Source organism: Paraglaciecola chathamensis S18K6, assembly GCA_000314955.1.
GTDB classification, from domain to species: domain Bacteria; phylum Pseudomonadota; class Gammaproteobacteria; order Enterobacterales; family Alteromonadaceae; genus Paraglaciecola; species Paraglaciecola chathamensis.
In genome coordinates this window covers 285702-301357 of sequence record BAEM01000007.1, presented here as the reverse complement: position 1 = coordinate 301357, position 15656 = coordinate 285702, and the positions used below count along the sequence as shown (strand labels likewise).

The window sequence follows — 15656 nt, the reverse complement described above, 5'->3', positions numbered from 1 at the left end:
TATGACTCGTTTACGTAAAGATAAGATTGAACATAGCCGTCGTCGTTTTTTGATCGGCTCAGTCGGTAGTGGTTTGTTAATGGCTTTTGCGCCAAGTATCAATGCCCTTGAGGTAGTAACTGGCGGCGCGTCTGAGCAATTAGCGGCTAAATCTTTTAGCCCTACTGTGTGGTTCGAGATTGATACCCAAGGGAAAATTTTGGTAAATATCGCCCGGGCAGAAATGGGCCAACACGTAGGAACGGCAATTGCCCGTATCGTCGCTGACGAGTTAGGGGCTGATTGGAACAATGTCGAAATTAAGCACGTGGACACTGACCCTAAATGGGGCTACATGGTAACGGGCGGCTCTTGGTCTGTGTTTCAAACTTATGTTCCTATGTCACAAGCAGGGGCTGCAGGGCGTACGGTGCTTATTGAAGCGGGGGCGAAATTATTGGGAGTAAACCCTAAAGATTGCTCGACACACAACAGTCATGTTGTAGCGGGCGATAAGTCGATAAGCTTTGCCGAAATAGTCAAAAACGGCAAAATCGAACGTACCTTTAGCCCTGAGGAATTGGCAAAGTTCGAACCTAAAAGCCCTGCTAGTCGCCAGTTAATTGCAAAGCCAAGTCAAGCGCTAGATATTCCAGCGAAGACCAATGGTACAGCGCAATATGGTATTGATATTGAACTTGAAGGCATGGTGTTTGCCCGCCCCGTTATTCCCCCAACGCGCCATGGTAGTAAAGTGACGAGCGTCGACGATAGCGCAGCTAAGTCGATAAAAGGCTATCAAGGCTATGAAATACTCACAGATCCCAGTGACACCGTTCAAGGCTGGGTGACGGTACTCGCAGATACTTATTATGCCGCGGTCAAAGCGGGAAATGCGATTGAGGTAAAGTATGATCTTGGCGAGACTGCAAACGTCAGCGAGCAAGACATCATTAGCCAAGGAGAAACCCTAGCTAAAGACAAGACTTCTGGCACATTAGTGGTTGAAAAAGGAGACATCGCTAAAGCGGCGCAAAATGCGAAAACCTCTCTTGAGTCAGTGTATAAAACGTCCTCTGTGCTGCACTTCACTATGGAGCCTGTTAATGCAGCTGTTGAGTTTAAGGACGGGGTTTGTCATGTGCACTGCGGTAATCAATGGCAATCGTTATTCTTACCTGTTGTGGCTAAAGCGGTAGGTATGAGTGACGACAAGGTTATTATTCATCAGTACTACTTAGGTGGTGGCTTCGGACGTCGCCTAGCAGGTGATTATATGATTCCTGCTGCACTAACGGCACAAGCCATAGGTAAGCCAGTTAAACTGGTTTTTACCCGCGAAGATGATACACGCTTCGACTGTGTGCGCTCGCCTTCGGTTCAGCAAATGAATGCCTATTGGGATGGCGACGATAAGTTATTAGGCATCGAGCATGGCGCTGCTGCGGGGTGGCCGACTATGGCCATGGCTCCAGCCTTTATGCCAGAAGGTGTAGACAAAAAAGGTAAATTTGACCCGTTTTCAATTGCCGGCGCTGATCACTGGTATACCTTGAAAAATCATCGCGTAAGGGCGATCAATAATCCTCTTGCGCAAAAAACCTTTGTGCCAGGTTGGTTACGTGCTGTTGGGCCTGGCTGGACAGGTTGGGCAGTTGAATCGTTCATGGACGAGATAGCTCACAAGCAATATATGGATCCTATTGATTTTCGTTTGTCTATGCTCGATGCCAGCGGCAAGAATGCGGGTGAAGCGCCTGTATCAGTCGGCGGCGCTAAACGTCTAGCCAAGGTACTAACGGATATTCGCAGCCAAACGAACTGGGGGCAGACTTTGCCTAAAAACCAAGGAATGGGGATCGCAATTTCCTCTGGGCAAGAGCGGGATATGCCTACTTGGGGGGCATGTGTAGCGCATGTCGAGGTCGATGTTGAATCGGGCAAAGTGAAAGTGCACAAGCTAACGGGAGTATTAGATTGTGGAACCGTGGTTCATCCGGACGGTGCTTTGGCCCAAACCCAAGGCTCAATGTTATGGGGGTTGAGTTTGGCGCTGTTTGAAGGGACTGAGTTTACGAAGGGGCAGGTTAAGGATACTAACCTAGATACGTATACTCCGCTGCGAATGAACAACCTACCTGATTTGGATATCAGTTTTGTACAAAACACAGAGTTTCCTACCGGCTTAGGGGAGCCCGGCTTAATCGCTGTCGCCCCAGCGATTGCAAATGCTATTTTTAATGCTGTTGGTGCTCGCGTAAGGGATTTGCCGATAACCCCTGAAGCGGTATTAGCAGCCATGCCGAGCTAATTGTAAGAAAAACAACAGGAAGTGGGGAGCCGATAGGGTACCCGCTTCCTCTGTGCGTTTTTGTAGTAAAAAATACCACTGTTTGTCTCGTTAAAAGTTTCGGTAAATTAATTACTTAACCTATAAATTAGGGCTATTTACATTCTTGCAATATCTCGCTAGCTTTAGTAGTTTGCTGTCCTCGCAGTAACAATAATAATAATTAGAGAAAGCAATATGTCAGTTGAAACCATTTATAAAGTTATTCTTTACCCCTTTATTAATGAATCACTTGCTAGTTTAAAAGCCATGACCAATTTAACCGGATCAGCGGGTGAAGCGTTCATGGATAACGTACAAGATTTCCGATTTAAAGGTTATGCAGTGTGCTCTGAAGTCACAGGTAATCTTGATGGGGTGATTATGATGCATCATTACCCCGAAACCGCAGTATCAATTGGTAACTCTGTATGCCAAAGCATGTTTGGTGAAGCGTATGAACATACCGAGATGACTGACGATTTGCGCAATGCACTGGCCGAATGGGGTAACACAATTGTTGGCCGTTCAACTGATTTGCACCGCCGTTACAGCTTAGATTACGGTTTTTCTAGCCCGTATTTTGTCGAAGATTTGTCGCAAATGGACCAATATCTTGATGGCGTACAAGAAGTGGTGACAGTGCCTATTACTATTGATGGGGTAGGTCGTTACTATTTCAATTTATTAGTGCGCAGCGTTGATTACCAAGAGGGCGGAATAAAACGCGAAGAAAGCGTCGCTATTGAAAATTCACATACTAAAGTGCTTGCTAAAGACAGTCGCATTTTATTGGTTGATGACAGCGCTATGATCCGCAAAGCCCTCACTCGGTTTTTGCATTCGCTCGGATACAGCAATATCGAGGAAGCCGATGATGGTTCCGGCGCCGTGGAGTTAGTGAAAAGTAATCCGCCCGATTTTATTTTTATGGATGTCGTGATGGATAAACTAAACGGTGATAAAGCACTAGCACAAATCCGCGGTTTAGGATCCAATGTACCTATCGTTATGCTGTCTTCAGTGACAGACCAATTATTGGTAAATTCCTGTAAGGCCCAGGGGATATCGGGCTTTATTTTTAAACCTATTCAAGCCAGTAATGGTACTGAAATTATTGAGCGTTATCTTAAAGTCGCCGATTAAGCGCAAACCCTTGAACCCAATCAATCACGCCATAGGAATGGAGCAATACGTATCGACTTTGCTCCAGTTTTTATTGGCGCTTCGGCTAAGAGCAATTAATTTTCGGACGATTAGTTTTGCCGATAGCTAGATTTAAATCTACCTCTCAGGTTTCCATCAGGTCGAAAATAGTGCTAAAGAGCCTGATATTCTTATTGGTGTGTGCCGTCATCGGCGGCTTAATCAGTTCCTTGCCTGTATTTGATTCATTCGATGAGCATTGGATAGACACTCGTATCCGCCAAAATGGCGTATTAGGGGTGGGATATTTTTTGTTATTTAGCACAGGTGCGATGGCCATAGGTTGCCCGCGTCAAGTTATGGCATTTCTAGGCGGTTATGCCTTCGGCTTTTTACAAGGCGCGCTATTGTCTGTCAGCGGAGCCATATGTGGTTGTATGGTAAGCTTTTTCGTTGCTAGATTTTTGCTTAAACCTGTTGTGAGGCGTCGCTATGCGTCGCGTATTCACAGTATTAACCGTTTTGTTGAAGACAGTCCTGTTACTAAAACCATCATTATTCGCTTGCTTCCTTTAGGAAGTAACTTTCTTACCAATTTAATGGCGGGCGTGACAAACGTAAAAGCGCGACATTTTATATTGGGTTCAGGAATCGGGTACATCCCGCAGATGGCGTTGTTTGCCTTAATGGGCAAAGGCATAGTGGTAATGTCTATCTGGAAAGTCGCTTTAAGTGTGGTAATGCTGGGTATTTGTGTGGGATTAAGCATTCTTTTATATAAAAAGTATAAGCACGCTCTGGAAGAGTCATCCCCCTGCAAGCCATCGAAAACTGCTGATTTGTCTACTCTTTAAGATAGTTCTATTCATAGATCAGTGTTGTGCTGACATTTCGCTGGGAGACTGGTTGAAGTGGCGTTTAAACTCACGACTAAACTGCGACGCGCTGGTATAGCCTACTTTAAACGCAGCCTCATTGGCGCGGCTTCCACTAGTAGCAATTAAATCTCTTGCTTTAACCAGGCGGACTTTTTTTAAATATTGCAATGGTGACTCAAAAGTGACTTGCCTAAATGCCCTGTGAAAAGCGGATACGCTCATATTTACATCTTCGGCTAATGCTTCGACCGTGATGGGGCTAGCATAATTTGCGTGCATGGTGTTTAAGGCTCTAGCCACTCTTGCATAGTGTCCGTCGTGTTGCGCTAAGCCAAATAATATGTGGCCTTGTGGGCCGCTTAGCACGCGATAAATAAGTTCTTTGATTATGTCTTGGCCAAAAATTTCAGCTTCGATTGGATCTGCCAGAGCAGATGTTAGTCGCTGTAACGTTAGCTCAAGCGCAGCACCTAATTTGGCTGATTGTATGCAGCTTTTATCCTGACATACGTCGCTTTGAGTATACTTGTGGTGCAGCTGCATTTGGCTAACTAATTTGTGTAGTAACGCTGGGTTCACATCAATTGATAAGCCCATTATGGGTAGCCCATGATCTGAAAACGCCTCACATTCTAGGGGCATTGGCATTCCTAGTACGAGATAATCCCCAGCGCCGTATTGAATTTGCCGTTCTGGAAAGTGAATGATTTTGTGGCCTTGGGCGACGATAATAATACCAGACTGATAAACGAGAGGTTGGCGCGGACTGCTCTTACTTGTACGAAAAAAGCGTACTCCGGGCACTGATGTCTTAATGTTCCCTTCAAGTTCAAGCAAGTTAGTATTTTCGGCAAATTTTTGTAGCGCAGTCGCTAAGTTAGTCATGGTGTGCTCTCAATCTTAATTTAGAGCAACTTACCTTGATTGATAGTTTTAGGCAAGCTTTTGGCGCATATGATGCTTTTAATGTGGAATTCTAGCCACTATTATACATCTCAATGATGTGATGAATTGTTCCAAACACCGACAAATCTATTTAGTTCAGTGTTTGTGAACCGACTAGGAGAAAAATATGAAATTTAGCTATGTAAACCCAACAAAAATTCAATTCGGACAAGGCCAAATTGCCTCTCTTAGTGCGCTGATCCCAGCGGACCAAACGGTGCTGGTGGTATATGGTGGTGGGTCAATTAAGAAAAATGGTGTGTATGACCAAGTGGTGACAGCACTAGCTGACCACAATTGGATTGAGTTTTCAGGTGTGGGAGCTAACCCGACCATCGAAGTGCTCGATAAAGCAGTGGCGGTAGCAAAAGAACAGTCGGTAGACTTTATTCTAGGTGTGGGCGGAGGTTCAGTGATTGATGGCGTTAAATATATCGCTGCTGCTGCCACATATGAAGGTGAAGGGTGGGATATTCCCCAGGGTAAGCATAAAGTGCAAACGGCTTTACCGCTGGGCGCGGTGTTGACATTGCCCGCGACCGGCTCAGAGTCAAATGCTGGTTCGGTTGTTAGTAAAGCTGCCACGCAGGAAAAGCTGGCCTTTATGGCACCAGCAGTACAACCTAAGTTTGCAATAATGGACCCAGATGTAATGAAAACCTTACCACAGCGTCAATTAGTGAACGGCCTAGTGGATGCTTGGGTACATACATGTGAACAATATTTGACCTTTGATGCTGGGGCGTTGGTTCAAGATGGTTATGCAGAAGCATTGCTTAAGGCATTGAAAACCCTGGGTGATAACTTTGCCAACCAAGATGATGCGTGGCGCGCCAACCTAATGTGGTCTGCAAACCAAGCACTAAACGGATTGATTGGTGCAGGTGTGGCTCAAGATTGGGCGACTCATATGATTGGTCACGAATTGACGGCCTTATATGGCGTAGATCACGCACGTTCATTAGCCATCGTGCAGCCTTCCTTGTTGCGCAATCAACTTGACGTTAAAAAAGCAAAACTAGAGAAAATGGGGAAAAACGTGTTTGGCTTAGCTGAATCGGATGACCTAGCTGAACGCACTATTGCGGCGATCGAAGCCTTTTATCATAGCTTAGATGTGGCAACCCAATTAACTGAGCATGATGGTGATAAAGCCAAGGCTGTGGACACAGTAGTGGCACAGCTCGAAGCACATGGCATGAAAGTTTTGGGTGAGAATCAAGCGATTACGTTAACAAAAAGCCGTGAAATTCTAGAGCAAGCTGTCGCTTAGTCTATACCCACGGAGGTCGTTTCGCCGCTGCACCAGTATCTGGGGCAGCGGCGGTTTCTTACTTAATCAGGAATGATATGCACATCGCGTTGTGGGAACGGAATAGTCAAGCCAGCTTCTTCTACCGCAGATTTAAGCATGGGGCGTATATCAAAAAACAATGACCAATAATCATCTGTTTTAACAAACGCGCGCACTAAAAAGTCCACTGAGCTCGAACCTAAATCAACCACCGCAACAACGTTTCCTTCTTCCTTGAGCACGCGCGAGTCGTTTTGAATCGCCTGCTCCATTGCTGCTTTTCCTTTAGCAATATCGTCTGAATACGCGATGCCGATAGATACTTCCACCGCTCTGATACTGCTTGCGGTGTAGTTGGTTATATTACCATTGGCCAGTGGGCCGTTCGGCACAATGATGATGCGTTTATCAAACGTTTCAAAGGTCGTGACAAAAATACCTATATCTAAAATAACGCCCTCTACATCTTGAGCGCCAACATAATCCGCTACTTTGAAGGGGCGGAATATTAGTATCATGACGCCGCCGGCAAAGTTAGATAAGCTGCCCTGTAATGCAAAACCGACCGCTAGCCCAGCTGCCCCCAAAATCGCCACAAACGAGGTTGTTTCAATTCCCACCATAGAAGCAACGCTAATGACCAGCAGTACTTTGAGTATGATTTCAAATATATTGGTGAGGAATTGTGCCAGTGTTTCATCTGGTAAGCCTTTGACTGCGTGGTGTCTAACCGCATTACTTACTTTCCCTATTACCCACAAGCCAACCACTAAAACAACGATGGCCAGTATTAGTTGTCCGCCGTATTCGGTGCCAAGCGTGATCGCTTTGTCGTAAAAAGTGTGTAACTGTTTTTCGAATGAGTCCATGGAACGTCCTTTTTTAGCGCTAAATTTAGCGAACAACATTATGTATCCGCTGAGGGCATGTGTTGGCATACAAAAACACTAGCCAACTTAACTGACGTGTTTATCTATTCAGTTAACAAAAATATTATGAGAGCAGAGGGCAGAATCGCTATTAGACAATAGTTTATTCAATCAAAAGGAAATATGCGGTGATAGACGTTCACCGCAACAGCCATAATAAAATAGAAGGAGCACTTCAAGCGCTGCATAGGGGGCTACTATTTTAAAGTTTAGGGGATTATTACTTTAGTAGGACTCGGTCATCAACACCAAGTCGTTAATTCAATGTGCCTGCTGTTCAGTGAACTGGGAGAATAACATCTCTATTTGACGCTCCACTGCGTCACTATCTCCTGTGGCTTTTAAATAGGAGCGCCAGCCGATGATATTAACTTGCAACACTTTTGCGGCTTCAAGCCCATCTAATTGTGCTGGCACTGTGTGTTGTAATTTTGCTTGATTAAAGACTTCAGCAAACATGCTCTCAACGTCTTCAAGTAAAGAGCGGGCTAACGTTAATATGTCACTGTGGCTTTCGTCTAACTCTGACAACGTTTTGGCCAACATACAGATTTCACTCGGTCGCCTCTGGTTAGGGCTTAATACCAGATCATGTATTTGCGCTTTGAAGGCGCCGAGCACATCTGCTTTATTAAAAACATGAGTTTGCATTTGCTTAGCCAGCGCATCAGCATAATGCTTCAATACGGTGATGAATAAGTCTGATTTACTACCAAAGGCAGCGTAAATACTACCAGGGCGCATATCAATGGCGCTTTGTAATTCCCGAGTTGATGTGCCTAAATAGCCTTTTTCCCAAAACAAGTTTTTAGCTTTCTCGAGCACTTCTTCCCGATCGAATTTTGAAATATTCGCCATGGTCGCCTCTATATTAATCTTAACGAACTTCTTATTTAGCGATAATACTATATTGCTAGGCCAACAGAAGTGTATAGTTGTTGAACGAACGTTCATAAATTATTTTACAGCGCACTGAAAATGAAGTCAATTCGGTTCCAGTAGCATCAATTGAACATGAGGTAGGCGTAATCAACGGCCAAATAGAGCAGTCGTAGCTGGTGTGAAATGACACGCCCATATGCCATTTAACCTATTTAGAACCGCTAACTTTCTATCAACACCTAGCGAAAAAAACCGTTTATTTTCATTCTGTTGAAACATATCACTGTAATACTAATATATTACTCGTCAGTATTTTCATCACTTAATGTCAATCAAACTTTAGTATATAGTGTGTGGCTTATTGCCTTAAAGCGTGTTGTTCGTTTAGCAACTACAATGAGTGCTGAATTAAAACAAAACAAGATGAACGAGGAGAACCCGTTATATCCCAGGCCATACCCGATTTGGGTCAAGCGCTCACCAACCTCAACAAAGCAAAAATATTAATTGTTGATGATGAAGCGATAAATATTCATATTTTGTCTAATACGTTGACCGAAATATACGACATTTTTGCAGTTACATCGGGTAAAGAAACGATTGAGTTTTGCTTACGTACGCCACCAGATCTTGTCTTGATGGACATGGATATGCCGGGGGTAGATGGTTTGGCTGCGTGTCGCGCTTTAAAAGAATTCAGCGAAACACGAGATATTCCGGTTATGTTTATAACGGCTCACCTAGACTCGGATGCTGAAGATCAATGCTGGGATGCTGGGGGCGTTGATTTTTTAGTTAAACCGGTCAACACAAATACCTTAAAACACCGTATAAAGTCTCATTTAGCCTTAAAGCAAGTGACAGATGAATTGCGCAAGATGGCCTACCAAGACGGTTTAACGCAGGTAAGCAATAGGCGTTATTTTAATGAGTATTTAGCACGTCAAAATAAACTAAAACAGCGCTCAGGTTTGCCATTGGGGTTGATGATGTTTGATATCGACTTTTTTAAATCGTTTAACGACCTTTACGGACATTTAGCAGGCGATGATTGTTTAAGGCTTGTGGCAAAAGCCTTGTCAGCCTCCGTGGTACGCCCTGGTGATTTTGTCGCTCGCTTTGGCGGCGAGGAGTTCGCCATTGTACTACCTGATACTGATATTGAAGGTGTGATTTTAGTGGCACAAAAAGTACAAGCACAGGTCGAAGCTTTAGAAATAAATCACGAAGGCTCACCGTTAGGCAGAGTCTCGGGTAGTATCGGCATTGCAGTGAGTGATGGGAAAGCGCCTGAACAGGGAAAGCTGATCGAAAGAGCAGATAAGCATTTATACCAAGCCAAGGCTACGGGAAGAAATAAGTTTGTTTTTGAGTAGAGTTTAATAGACAAGCGCCGACTTAGAAGGTTTTCGCGTAGGCGATATTTAAGAAGTTCATGCCAGGGTTATTACTGCCTAAGCCACCGTTTGAATAGTGCATATAACGTAAGGCTAATGATGAGTCATTATTCTCACCAAATTCAACTTTTACCCCCAATCTGTCTTCGAATTGATAATGGGAGCCAATGTTTTTCCCAGCAAACTCTCTGTCTTTTACTAGACTAACCCCAATACCAGCCTCCCATTTCACCGGATATTTATCCCACAAGGTCGCAAACTGCTTGGAGATGACCGGTGATACAGAAATGGCATAATTGGTTTGATGGTTGTTCTGAGCTCCGTATTCCCAGAAATTAACGCTCAATTCCCAGTACATATCAACCTTACCCAACACGGGAATTTCTGCTACTTGATTCACATACGGCCTGTAGGCGAGACGAACTCCCTGCGTGCTGCTTTCTCCGTTTAAAAAGTCAATTGCGTAACCTTGTTGTCTTGCATTGGCGGCACCTGAAAAAAGTGACAATGCAATCAACATGCAAAAATAAAAACGATAGCCCATAAGGCCTCCTACTGCTGTGAATTTAAAACTTTAAATTCGAGCAGAAAGAATGCCAAAAGCGAACTCGCAACAATATATAAATAAATAAAAACGATGTAAATCAGTCTGTTATCGTGGATCTGCTGACACTATTGGAGGGTGAAAATGGTCGTGCTTTTTAGAATAAATAGTCGCTGGGATGAAAATTTTATGCACCGAATGGCGATATTTTCACAATAAATATCGCCCTTCGCTACTGGGTTTTTACAGTGCTATTAATTTACCAAACCCGCACTTAATTCATACTCTAGGGCGGGGTCGACCAAAAATTTGCCAGCTAAGGCTTCGCGTCCAAGCAGCATCAAATAGGTCATTTCAGAGCGGTCAGTCAAGGTGAGCTGAATATCCCAATTTAACTCCGCCATTTGAATTTCGGTTTTGATGGTGTAGCGCTTTTCCATCGTCGCGGTTGAGCTTTTAACTCGCTTTATCGCTTCCACTTTTGCTTCACGGCGAACGATCTCAGCGACATTATGAATATTAGGGTGAATGTCAAAACTGACCCAGAGTTTGCCCGCGCGTTCAAACTCTTCAATATTATCTACGTGCAGTGAAGAGGTCGTCGCGCCGGTATCCACTCTGACATTTAATGATCTTATGCTGAGCTGGGGAAGATCACACAGTTCAAGCGTGCCAACAATGGGTTTGTCTAAGTATCGATTCATCGTTATTTCTCTTTTAAAGTCGATATATCAGCTATTTAGCTTGAGCATACCGCTATTGCGTAAGGATTTAACCTTTGCCGCGGGTCTTGGTGTTATTAGGCTTGGCGTTTTTTACAATAAATTCGACTATCATACTAGCCACATCTTTACCGGTAGCAGCTTCAATACCTTCTAACCCAGGGGATGAATTGACTTCCATCACAACCGGACCACGGTTTGAGCGCAGAATATCAACACCACACATATTTAAGCCCATCGTTTTGGCCGCATCAATTGCCGTCTTACGCTCAGCTGGGGATAAGCGCACCAAACTAGCTTGCCCACCACGGTGCAAATTAGAGCGAAATTCGCCTGCGGCAGCCTGACGTTTCATTGCAGCCACTACTTTACCACCGACGACTAAGCAACGAATATCAGCTCCGCCTGCTTCTTTGATGTATTCCTGAACCAGAATGTTGGCGTTTAATCCCATAAACGCTTCGATAATTGATTCGGCAGCTTTTTGAGTATCAGCTAATACAACACCTATGCCTTGGGTGCCTTCTAGTAGTTTAATGACAACAGGAGCGCCACCGACGTTTTTTATCAGATCGTCAATACGATCCGGCTGGCGAGCAAACCCTGTACGCGGCATGCCAATACCTTTGCGTGACAACAACTGCATTGAGCGTAACTTGTCACGAGAACGACTAATAGCAACTGACTCATTTACGCTAAAGGTCCCCATCATTTCAAATTGACGCACTACGGCGGTACCGTAAAAAGTCACCGAGGCACCGATTCGCGGAATGATCGCGTCGTAGTAGGGCAGGGCCTTACCTTTAAAGCGAACGGCCGGGCGACTGCTACTTATATCCATATAGCAGTGCAGTGTATCTATGATGTCTACCTCATGACCTAATTTTTCGCCTGCTTCTTTGAGGCGTCTGGTGGAATATAGGTTTTCGTTACGGGATAAAATAGCTATTTTCATTTGGATCTCTGAAAAATCAATGAGTGAAAACTGGGCCTTAACCTACGATAGGTCGAGTAGAATAAAGATTTATTTACTAAATGTATTTACAGGCGCTAAATGTATTTGAGTGCAGCGAAGTGCTTATTCGTAACACGATACCCAGCAACAGATTACCCATAGTGTACCCTTTTTGTGAGTATTTAAACCCTAGCCATATGAAAAACGAGTATTCATCTGTAAAAAGGTGCTTTATATTCGCCACACTAATTGTTCTGCGGGAGTAACAGTAATGCAGCAGCATCAAGAACTGTCCTTTAATCAACGTGATAGCTTTTTATGGGCATACCATTTTTCTGCCGGAATTGGAAAACCAATTGATCCAAAAGCGTTAAAGAACCAGGATGGCGCGCCTGGTTTTTTCTGGATTCATCTGCAATCTGATTCAAGCGATGCTGAGCAAACCATGGAAGAGTTAGGCTTGTCAAAATCGGTGGCAGATTCGCTGCTCGCTCTAGAAACGCGTCCGAAAACATTGCCACTCGAGGGCGGGTTAGTTGTTTATCTACGTGGTATTAATACCAACCCAGAGGCCGACCCTGAGGATATGGTGTCACTACGATTATGGCTTACAGATTCGGGGATCGTTTCTACTCGGCGCAGAGATAGAAAACTATACTCAGTGCAAGACGTAAAAAACGACATCGATCAGGGGACCAAGGTCGCAAGTATCGGGGACTTACTACTAGAAATCATTGAGCGGGTGGTCGATCGCATCAGTGAAATGGTTGATATTTTGGACGAGGAACTGGTAGATTTTGAAACGTCTGAAGCGATGGATGTTAAGGCGCGTCAACGTTTGTCTGTCGTGCGCAGGCAAGCAGCATCAATTCGCCGCTATCTTGCCCCACAGCGCGATGCATTAGATGCACTTTATCGTAGCAATAAATATTTATCTCAAGATCAGGCATTTACTCTCAGAGAACAAATAGACAGAACGATACGCTACGTAGAAGACCTCGATCTGGCGAGAGAGCGGGCCATTGTGTTACAAGACGAAGTTCGCAACCGTATTGCTGACCGTCAAGGCATGGTGATGTATGTACTTTCCCTAGTGACCGCTATTTTCTTACCACTTTCGTTTCTTACTGGAGTGTTTGGGATGAATGTTGGTGGTCTACCCGGTATAGACAACCCCGAAGCGTTTAATCTATTAACTCTCGCTATGTTAGGGGTAGCCGTATTGTTAGGTGGGTTTATGCTGTGGAAAAGGTGGTTTTAGAGCATGAAATACTTTAAGTCTCCGTATTTAGCGCTTAACAGATAAGTGAACTGAACGTGTCGAAGAGTAAATAAGGCCGATGTCGAGAAAGATAATTATTGCTGGTGGTGGAATTGGTGGACTCAGCGCTGCGCTGGCACTGAATTTACACGGTTTTGAGGTGCATGTACTTGAGCAAAGTGATGCATTGGCGGAAGTGGGAGCGGGTATTCAGTTAAGCCCTAACGCGATGCACGTTTTGCAAATGCTTGGTGTAAGCGGTGATGTTTTATCACATGGTTTTTTACCCACCAACGCTACGATGCGCCATTTTCAAACAGCAAAAGAATATTTACGTATGCCATTGGGCGATGCTATCGAGAAAAAATTTGGCGCCCCTTATGTGCACATTCATCGTGCTGACTTACATCGAGTTTTACACCACGCAGCTTTATCAAGGGGGGTCCACATTAGTGTCAATGCCCGGGTGAAGCGTTACCAAAACCTAGCGATACAAGGCGTTAATCAGGTTCAAGTTTATCTAGATGATGGCCGTGAAATGTTAGCCGATGCTTTGATTGGAGCTGATGGAATTCGTTCTGCAGTGAAAAAGCAGATGTTGCCACTCGCTAGTGTGGAGTTTACAGGGCAAGTAGCATGGCGCGGCACGATAGATGCGCGAAAGGTGCCCCGTAACTTGGTCAAGCCCGAGGCTAATTTATGGATAGGGCCAGGTGCTCACCTGGTCAGTTACTATGTTCGAGGAGGCAAAGAAATTAATGTCATCGCAGTCCAAGAACAAAAACAATGGACAGATACACGCTGGAGCGTTCCGGGAGATGTCAAAACACTGTGTGCCGCGTTTGTTAACTGGCACTCAGATGTGACGCAACTACTGAGCAAGGTTGAAGAGTGTTTTTTATGGGGATTATTCGCAAGCCGGCCATTAGATACTTGGGTTGATGGGCACGTTGCCTTGCTCGGCGATGCTTGCCACCCTATGCTGCCCTTTGTTGCCCAAGGGGCGGCAATGGCCATTGAAGATAGCGCATGCTTAGCACAGGCGTTGTCTGCTCATGAAAAGATTAATAGTGGATTATCAGCTTACCAATCAAGACGTTATGCAAGAGTGACCAAAGTACAAAGAATGGCCGCTAAAAACGCCAGCCTATATCATATGCAAGGCGCTAGCTCCCATGCCAAATTGCTGGCTTTGAAGGCTGCTAACACCCTATCTTCAGACATTTCAGCTTTACCTATGTCATATGTGTATGGTTACAGAGTGTAATTGCCGTTGTTTGAAAAGGTCAGGTGAATTGGTTAAATACATTATGTAAACAAGCTTGGCTTCTTATAAATTTTTATCTTTACCAGCCATCATCAATCGTGAACAATATCATTGTGAAGAAAAGCGCGTTGACACTAATGATAAATGTCATTGTGTTAATGTTTTTTAACAAAATACCGCAAAATATCAATTGGTAAAGCCAAATGTAAATAATTGGTTGACAATGGGTGCGTTGTTTAGTTAATTTAGGCAGGTAGACTTGGATTGGTATTATACTTCGACGGGCTGTGCGGTGCTCCTTGGGGAAACTGATTGAAAGTTTATTTGTATGCTAATTTGAATATCCAGTGGAGAAGATTATGACAATGAAAGGCAAAGTAGCCATAGTGGCAGGCGGTGGACGTGATATTGGTCGCGCTTGTGCATTAGAATTGGCCGGCCGTGGCGCAGATGTAGTGATTACTTATCTTGCCAGTGAAGCTACCGCACAAAGTGCAGTTGAAGAAATCCAAAAACTTGGTGTACGTGCAGTTGCAGTGAAGGCTGACTTAACACAACAACAAGATGTAGATGCATGTGTGCAAAGTACGGTAGAGCAGTTTGGTAAGGTCGATTGTTTAGTACATGTATCTGGCGGTTTAGTTGAGCGTGTGAAAGTAGCAGATATGAGTTTAAGCCATTTCCATAAAGTAATGGATTTAAACCTAACATCGTTATTCATGATGACTCACGCATGTATACCACATATGCCAAAAGGCAGCAGCATTGTGACGCTTGCATCTCAAGCCGGTCGTGATGGCGGTGGCGGTGGAGCGGCGATTTATGCCACTTCAAAAGGTGCAGTTATGACCTTTGCTCGCGGGCTTGCTAAAGAACTTGGTCCTGATATTCGCGTTAACGGTGTATGCCCAGGCATGATCAGCACTGGTTTTCACGATACATTTACCCCTGATGCGGTTCGTGAAAAAGTAGCTGGTTCTACTGCACTTCAACGCGAAGGTAGTTCAGAAGAAGTGGCTAAATTAGTGGCGTTCTTAGCGTCTGATGAAGCGTCGTACATGACAGGTACTAACGTTGATATCAACGGCGGTATGTTATTCTCATAAGCATACGTTTGCTTATGTGAAA

14 protein-coding genes are annotated in these 15656 nt (G+C 44.4%); 8 read left to right on the top strand and 6 right to left on the bottom strand.

Annotated features, from left to right (window positions below):
* Position 1: 1 nt before the first annotated feature.
* From GCHA_RS03075 to GCHA_RS03065, 3 genes are all read left to right on the top strand, one after another.
* Complete coding sequence (locus GCHA_RS03075) at positions 2–2290, top strand: xanthine dehydrogenase family protein molybdopterin-binding subunit (protein ID WP_007984926.1); 2289 nt, start codon at positions 2–4, stop codon at positions 2288–2290.
* A 216-nt stretch (positions 2291–2506) separates the two neighbouring features.
* Complete coding sequence (locus GCHA_RS03070) at positions 2507–3454, top strand: response regulator (protein WP_007984925.1); 948 nt, start codon at positions 2507–2509, stop codon at positions 3452–3454.
* A 170-nt stretch (positions 3455–3624) separates the two neighbouring features.
* Entirely contained in the window at positions 3625–4308 is a 684-nt protein-coding gene (locus tag GCHA_RS03065; RefSeq protein ID WP_052017977.1) for a TVP38/TMEM64 family protein, read from the top strand.
* A gap of 18 nt (positions 4309–4326) precedes the next feature.
* Here the strand turns inward: GCHA_RS03065 and GCHA_RS03060 are convergent, their stop codons facing one another.
* The gene (locus tag GCHA_RS03060; protein WP_007984921.1) at positions 4327–5217 is read right to left on the bottom strand and encodes an AraC family transcriptional regulator; all 891 of its coding nucleotides are present in this window, start codon (positions 5215–5217) and stop codon (positions 4327–4329) included.
* A gap of 187 nt (positions 5218–5404) precedes the next feature.
* Between GCHA_RS03060 and GCHA_RS03055 the strand changes: the two genes are divergently transcribed.
* Positions 5405–6550: an iron-containing alcohol dehydrogenase gene (locus GCHA_RS03055; protein WP_007984919.1), complete on the top strand. Its 1146-nt coding sequence runs from the start codon at positions 5405–5407 to the stop codon at positions 6548–6550.
* A gap of 62 nt (positions 6551–6612) precedes the next feature.
* Here GCHA_RS03055 and GCHA_RS03050 read toward each other — a convergent pair whose 3' ends face one another.
* Both GCHA_RS03050 and GCHA_RS03045 read right to left on the bottom strand, forming a co-directional pair.
* Entirely contained in the window at positions 6613–7440 is an 828-nt protein-coding gene (locus GCHA_RS03050) for a mechanosensitive ion channel family protein (protein WP_008302030.1), read from the bottom strand.
* Between the two features lie 321 nt (positions 7441–7761).
* Positions 7762–8358, bottom strand: coding sequence for a TetR/AcrR family transcriptional regulator (locus tag GCHA_RS03045; protein ID WP_007984915.1), 597 nt, complete (start codon positions 8356–8358; stop codon positions 7762–7764).
* 488 nt (positions 8359–8846) lie between these two features.
* Here GCHA_RS03045 and GCHA_RS03040 point away from each other — a divergent pair, with 488 nt between their 5' ends.
* Positions 8847–9758: a diguanylate cyclase gene (locus GCHA_RS03040; protein WP_007984913.1), complete on the top strand. Its 912-nt coding sequence runs from the start codon at positions 8847–8849 to the stop codon at positions 9756–9758.
* Positions 9759–9780: 22 nt separating this feature from the next.
* Here the strand turns inward: GCHA_RS03040 and GCHA_RS03035 are convergent, their stop codons facing one another.
* The 3 genes from GCHA_RS03035 to rimK form a co-directional block, all read right to left on the bottom strand.
* Positions 9781–10323 carry an acyloxyacyl hydrolase gene (locus GCHA_RS03035; protein WP_007984911.1) on the bottom strand — a complete coding sequence of 181 codons (543 nt, stop codon included), beginning with the start codon at positions 10321–10323 and terminating at the stop codon, positions 9781–9783.
* 254 nt (positions 10324–10577) lie between these two features.
* Positions 10578–11027, bottom strand: a complete 450-nt coding sequence (locus GCHA_RS03030; RefSeq protein WP_007984909.1) for an ATP-dependent zinc protease family protein — start codon at positions 11025–11027, stop codon at positions 10578–10580.
* 67 nt (positions 11028–11094) lie between these two features.
* Positions 11095–12000 carry a 30S ribosomal protein S6--L-glutamate ligase gene (rimK, locus tag GCHA_RS03025; RefSeq protein ID WP_007984907.1) on the bottom strand — a complete coding sequence of 302 codons (906 nt, stop codon included), beginning with the start codon at positions 11998–12000 and terminating at the stop codon, positions 11095–11097.
* Between the two features lie 271 nt (positions 12001–12271).
* Here rimK and GCHA_RS03020 point away from each other — a divergent pair, with 271 nt between their 5' ends.
* From GCHA_RS03020 to GCHA_RS03010, 3 genes are all read left to right on the top strand, one after another.
* Positions 12272–13261, top strand: a complete 990-nt coding sequence (locus GCHA_RS03020) for a zinc transporter ZntB (RefSeq protein WP_007984905.1) — start codon at positions 12272–12274, stop codon at positions 13259–13261.
* A 79-nt stretch (positions 13262–13340) separates the two neighbouring features.
* Positions 13341–14528, top strand: a complete 1188-nt coding sequence (locus GCHA_RS03015) for an FAD-dependent monooxygenase (protein ID WP_007984903.1) — start codon at positions 13341–13343, stop codon at positions 14526–14528.
* A gap of 359 nt (positions 14529–14887) precedes the next feature.
* Positions 14888–15634: an SDR family NAD(P)-dependent oxidoreductase gene (locus GCHA_RS03010; RefSeq protein ID WP_007984901.1), complete on the top strand. Its 747-nt coding sequence runs from the start codon at positions 14888–14890 to the stop codon at positions 15632–15634.
* The last annotated feature ends 22 nt before the right edge of the window (positions 15635–15656 follow it).

Bases quoted from the DNA above. Each gene is read 5' to 3' on its own strand.
- GCHA_RS03035 (WP_007984911.1), bottom strand. From the start codon at position 10,323: ATGGGCTATCGTTTTTATTTTTGCATGTTGATTGCATTGTCACTTTTT.
- GCHA_RS03030 (WP_007984909.1), bottom strand. From the start codon at position 11,027: ATGAATCGATACTTAGACAAACCCATTGTTGGCACGCTTGAACTGTGT.
- GCHA_RS03010 (WP_007984901.1), top strand. From the start codon at position 14,888: ATGACAATGAAAGGCAAAGTAGCCATAGTGGCAGGCGGTGGACGTGAT.
- GCHA_RS03060 (WP_007984921.1), bottom strand. From the start codon at position 5,217: ATGACTAACTTAGCGACTGCGCTACAAAAATTTGCCGAAAATACTAAC.
- GCHA_RS03015 (WP_007984903.1), top strand. From the start codon at position 13,341: ATGTCGAGAAAGATAATTATTGCTGGTGGTGGAATTGGTGGACTCAGC.
- GCHA_RS03045 (WP_007984915.1), bottom strand. From the start codon at position 8,358: ATGGCGAATATTTCAAAATTCGATCGGGAAGAAGTGCTCGAGAAAGCT.
- GCHA_RS03055 (WP_007984919.1), top strand. From the start codon at position 5,405: ATGAAATTTAGCTATGTAAACCCAACAAAAATTCAATTCGGACAAGGC.
- GCHA_RS03070 (WP_007984925.1), top strand. From the start codon at position 2,507: ATGTCAGTTGAAACCATTTATAAAGTTATTCTTTACCCCTTTATTAAT.
- GCHA_RS03020 (WP_007984905.1), top strand. From the start codon at position 12,272: ATGCAGCAGCATCAAGAACTGTCCTTTAATCAACGTGATAGCTTTTTA.
- rimK (WP_007984907.1), bottom strand. From the start codon at position 12,000: ATGAAAATAGCTATTTTATCCCGTAACGAAAACCTATATTCCACCAGA.
- GCHA_RS03075 (WP_007984926.1), top strand. From the start codon at position 2: ATGACTCGTTTACGTAAAGATAAGATTGAACATAGCCGTCGTCGTTTT.
- GCHA_RS03050 (WP_008302030.1), bottom strand. From the start codon at position 7,440: ATGGACTCATTCGAAAAACAGTTACACACTTTTTACGACAAAGCGATC.